3 protein-coding genes are annotated in these 4,665 nt (G+C 53.7%); all 3 read left to right on the top strand.

What is annotated here, in order from left to right:
* Window positions 1-1,033 (top strand): transposase (locus tag SV253_06115; GenBank protein ID MDY6775638.1); only part of this gene is annotated, 1,033 nt, incomplete at its 5' end.
* 269 nt (window positions 1,034-1,302) lie between these two features.
* Complete coding sequence (locus tag SV253_06110; GenBank protein ID MDY6775637.1) at window positions 1,303-2,328, top strand: phosphoribosylaminoimidazolesuccinocarboxamide synthase; 1,026 nt, start codon at window positions 1,303-1,305, stop codon at window positions 2,326-2,328.
* A gap of 87 nt (window positions 2,329-2,415) precedes the next feature.
* Window positions 2,416-4,404, top strand: coding sequence for an acetate--CoA ligase (gene acs / locus SV253_06105; protein MDY6775636.1), 1,989 nt, complete (start codon window positions 2,416-2,418; stop codon window positions 4,402-4,404).
* The last annotated feature ends 261 nt before the right edge of the window (window positions 4,405-4,665 follow it).

Raw genomic sequence — 4,665 nt, 5'->3', positions numbered from 1 at the left:
GCATCCCGAACCTAGTCCACCATCAACTGACAAGAATAGTGCCTATCCCCTAGTTCTTGCACATGGCGAAGGGTATAGATTATGGCAAAAAGACGACAGCAGGATCGGATTTCGCATCTCCGCGAAACCACGCAAGCAGGTGCGTGGTTTTCTTCGAGGTAGACACTCAGACTTAGAACTGTTAAGAGAAGCACTAAAAGAAGATAATGATGAGTACAGTCTTGGTCAGGCAGAAGTCCTGTATCGAGAGGGCGTGTACTACCTACACGTCCCGATACAGTACGAAGCCGATGTAAGAGAGAAAGAGAACTCCGAGACTGTAATAGGAGTGGACATCAACGAGAGAAACGTTGCACTTACCGCGCTAGATAGAGACAGTATGGATGCGAAGGGTACATTGGTTTTGGACTACGGTAGCGTTAAACACGTTCGTCAGAAGCTACACGATATACGTAGACGTTGCCAAGAACACCATAAGACTTCTGTGCGTAACAGGTTCAGCGACAAGGAAGAGGGATACACTAACTGGGTGCTACACCGTATTTCAAGGGCTATCGTGGAGTTCGCCCAAGAGTTTGAAAAGCCATTAATCGTGTTTGAAGACATGACGGACATACGCGATAGCATAGAGTATGGTTCGTACATGAACCGACGACTGCATAAACTACCGTTCAGGACGCTTCAGGACATGGCTGAGTACAAGGCTAACTGGGACGAGATACCCACGACGGTCGTTGATGCTTACCACAACTCGAAGACATGTTCATGTTGTGGTGAACGTGGTAGTAGGAAAAGTAGACGTTTCACCTGTACTAACGCTAATTGTAAGCTGAACCAAGATCATGCCGACCGTAATGCTTCGGTAAACGTAGCATGGCGCGGTATTCAGAAGATAAAAGATAGGGTTAGTAGTGATTACCGCACTCGCAAAACCCCTCCGAGAGTTCGGAAGGTGAGCCTGTGCGGGTCGGGGCGTCACGTAAATCGCCCGACCTCATCCACCGATATTGCATCGGTTGGAGTGCTTAGTTGAGGGAATTACAAAAGCCACGGGTCACTGTACCCGTGGTTGTTTACCTACGCGTATACTTCCGACTCTACCTCGGAGAAGCCCGCGAAGAGCTTTGCTTCCTTTTCGGATGAGTCGTCGAATATGAACTTTCTCTTTGTCATAACGTACATACATACTGTCTGTATGGATTTATACCTAACTGTGTCGTAACTTTTGTTATGAATGTGTTTTTTCGTTAAGGATGAGTGAGAAACCGTGTCGTATTTACTCCGTCTCCCCAAAGGCGGTTTATGACGAGCGTCAAGAACTTCAGTATATACGAGGAGGCGACCTCCGAAGAACTCGGCAGGGGGGAGTTCGTCTTTACCGACGACTACTCTGTCTTCGACTGGGGAAAGATGCCCGACAAGATAGAGTCGAAGGGGAGATCCCTCTGCACGATGGGGGCGTACAACTTTGAACTCTTAGAGGACGAGGGAATAGAGACACATTACATAGGGGTCGGAGAAGACGCCGTGCGCCTCGAAGAAGCCGACGAAGCTCCCGAGAGGATGTCTATACGTCTCACACAGGTTCCCGACCTGGAGTTTGACGAAGAGACGGGAGAGTACGACTATGAGAGCTTCCACGACGAGGGAGGCGACAGCTACCTGATACCCTTAGAGATAGTCTTCAGGAACTCCGTACCTATAGGCTCGTCTCTCAGGAGTAGGAAGGAGCCGTCGGATTTCGGGCTCGACTACGACGACTGGCCCGACGAACACGTCGATCTCGACTCGCCGATAGTCGAGTTCTCGACTAAGTTCGAGGACAAGGACAGATACCTCGACGAAGACGAGGCGTCAGAGATCAGCGGCAAGGCGGAGATCGACGAACTCCGTGAGACGGCGAGAGAGGTCAACCGCGTAGTGACCGAGAAGGCAGACGAGGTCGGGCTATCACACGAGGACGGCAAGATAGAGTGTCTCTACTACGACGGCGACATACTCGTCGCAGATGTCGTCGGAACCTTCGACGAGAACCGTTTCCTCTACGACGGCGAACAGATAAGCAAGGAGTTCCTCCGTGGCTTCTATAAGGGATACGACCCCGACTGGGTCTCGGCGGTAGAAGACGCGAAGAAGGAGGCGGACGAGAGGGGCGTCGCCGACTGGAAGTCGCTGTGTGAGGTCGATCCTAAGCCGCTTCCCGACGACGTCGCAGCGACCGCGAGTGAACTCTACACCTCGGGCGCGAACCTCTACACGGGAAGAGACTGGTTCGACGCGCCCGAACTCGCCGAAGTAGTCGAGAAGATGCGTCGACAGACGTCTTAGAACCGGGTTTTTCCTACTAAAAGAATATTTAGAATCAAAGAAGATGACGGAAGTTTTTATTACCCCATCTTCGTGATATAGTATGATATGTCAGACGATCCCGACGTGGAGTTGGAGGCAAGGCTAGAAGAACAGGAACTGTTTGAGCCCTCAGACGAGTTCGTCGAACAGGCGAACGTCACCGACGAAGAGATATACGACGAGTTCGAGGAGAACTGGCCCGAGTCGTGGGAACGCGCCGCCGAGATGCTCGACTGGTATGAGGAGTACGACGAGGTACTCGATGACTCAGACGCTCCCTTCTACGAGTGGTTCACGGGAGGTAAGCTCAACGCGTCTTACAACTGCATAGACAGACACATAGAGAACGGCAGGAAGAACCACGCCGCGATACAGTGGGAAGGCGAGTACGGAGAGACACGTACCTACACCTACCAGGATCTCTACCGTGAGGTCAACGAGTTCGCCGCCGCGCTCCGCGATATGGGAGTCGAGGAGGGCGACGTCGTCACCCTCTACATGCCGATGGTTCCCGAGCTTCCGATAGCGATGCTCGCGTGTGCGAGGATAGGCGCGCCCCACAGCGTAGTCTTCGCCGGCTTCTCGGCGGAGGCACTCGCGACGAGGATGGACTCGGCAGCTTCGGAGTACCTCGTGACGTGTGACGGATACTACAGAAGAGGAGACGCCCTCGAACACCTCGACAAGGCAAACGACGGTCTGGAAGAGCTCGAAGACGAGGGTCACGGAGTCGAGGACGTAGTTGTCGTCGACCGTCTCGGAGACGAATACGACCACGAACTCGGCGAGAACCAGCACGACTACGACGAACTCGTCGAGGAACAGAAGGGCGAGAGGGTCGAGCCCGTGGAGAGAGACGCCGAGGACATGCTCTTCCTGATGTACACATCGGGTACGACGGGCAAGCCCAAGGGTGTCAAACACACCACGGGAGGCTACCTGTCTTACGTGACATGGACATCGCACGCAGTCCTCGACATCAAGCCCGAGGACTCGTACTGGTGTTCCGCCGACATAGGATGGATCACGGGACACTCCTACATCGTCTACGGTCCCCTCTCGCTCGGTACGACGAGCATCATGTACGAGGGTGCTCCCGACTTCCCCGAGAAGGACAGATTCTGGGAGCTCGTCGAGAAGTACAGCGTCGACATATTCTACACAGCACCGACTGCGATACGTGCGTTCATGAAATGGGGAGACGAGCACCCCGCAATGCACGACCTGTCGTCGCTTCGTCTCCTCGGAACTGTCGGAGAGCCGATCAATCCGCGCGCGTGGAAATGGTACTACAAACACATCGGAAACGAGGACTGTCCCGTAGTAGACACATGGTGGCAGACTGAGACGGGAGGAATGATGGTCACAACACTCCCCGGAGTGAAGAACATGAAGCCCGGAAGCGCGGGTCCGCCACTCCCCGGAATCGATGCTCAGATCGTCGACACAAACGGTGATGAAGTCGACGAAGGAAGGGCAGGATACCTCACTGTCAACAAGCCCTGGCCTGGAATGCTCAGGACGGTCTATAAGAACAACGACCGTTACATATCCGAGTACTGGGAGGAGTACTCCGATCCCGAGGAAGACGAGTGGGTCTACTTCCCCGAGGACGGCGCGAAGATAGACGACGATGACTACATCACTGTCCTCGGACGTGTAGACGACGTCGTCAACGTCTCGGGGCACCGTCTCGGCACGATGGAGATAGAGAGTGCCGTCGTTGGAGTCCCCGGGGTCGCAGAAGCCGCCGCTGTCGGTGGAGACCACGAGCTCAAGGGCGAGGCTGTCTACGTCTACGTCATCACGGAGGAGGGACAGGGAGGCAACGACGAGCTACGTCAGGAGATAATGGACGAGGTCGACGACGCGATAGGTCCGATAGCGCGACCTGAGGACGTCTTCTTCACACCCGAGCTTCCGAAGACGAGATCGGGTAAGATAATGAGACGCCTCCTCGAAGACATAGTCAACGGCGACGAGCTCGGAGACACGAGCACTCTCCGCAACCCCGATATAGTCGACGACATACAAGCTCTCGTCGAGAGTAGATAGACGCTGAGACGTCTTTTTCCGACTTCTCTTTTAGGCGCAATTATCCCAAACAGTAATGTAAATTATTATTTATAATGGTGTCTTCAGAGAGATAAATTATGACATATACCGGAAACAAAAATTCTTATGATAACTTGGTATGTTAATCTCTAACTATGAAGAAGGAGCTTCTAGTAACCGACTTCCTCGACAGGGCGCGCCGGCACTACGGCGACGCCGAGGCGGTCGTAGCGACAACCGGTGAGAGATACACCTACGACG

It is taken from the genome of Candidatus Afararchaeum irisae (assembly GCA_034190545.1).
GTDB classification, from domain to species: domain Archaea; phylum Halobacteriota; class Halobacteria; order Halobacteriales; family Afararchaeaceae; genus Afararchaeum; species Afararchaeum irisae.
Note: the sequence above shows the minus strand (reverse complement) of the source record. Positions and strands in the feature narration are given on the sequence as shown.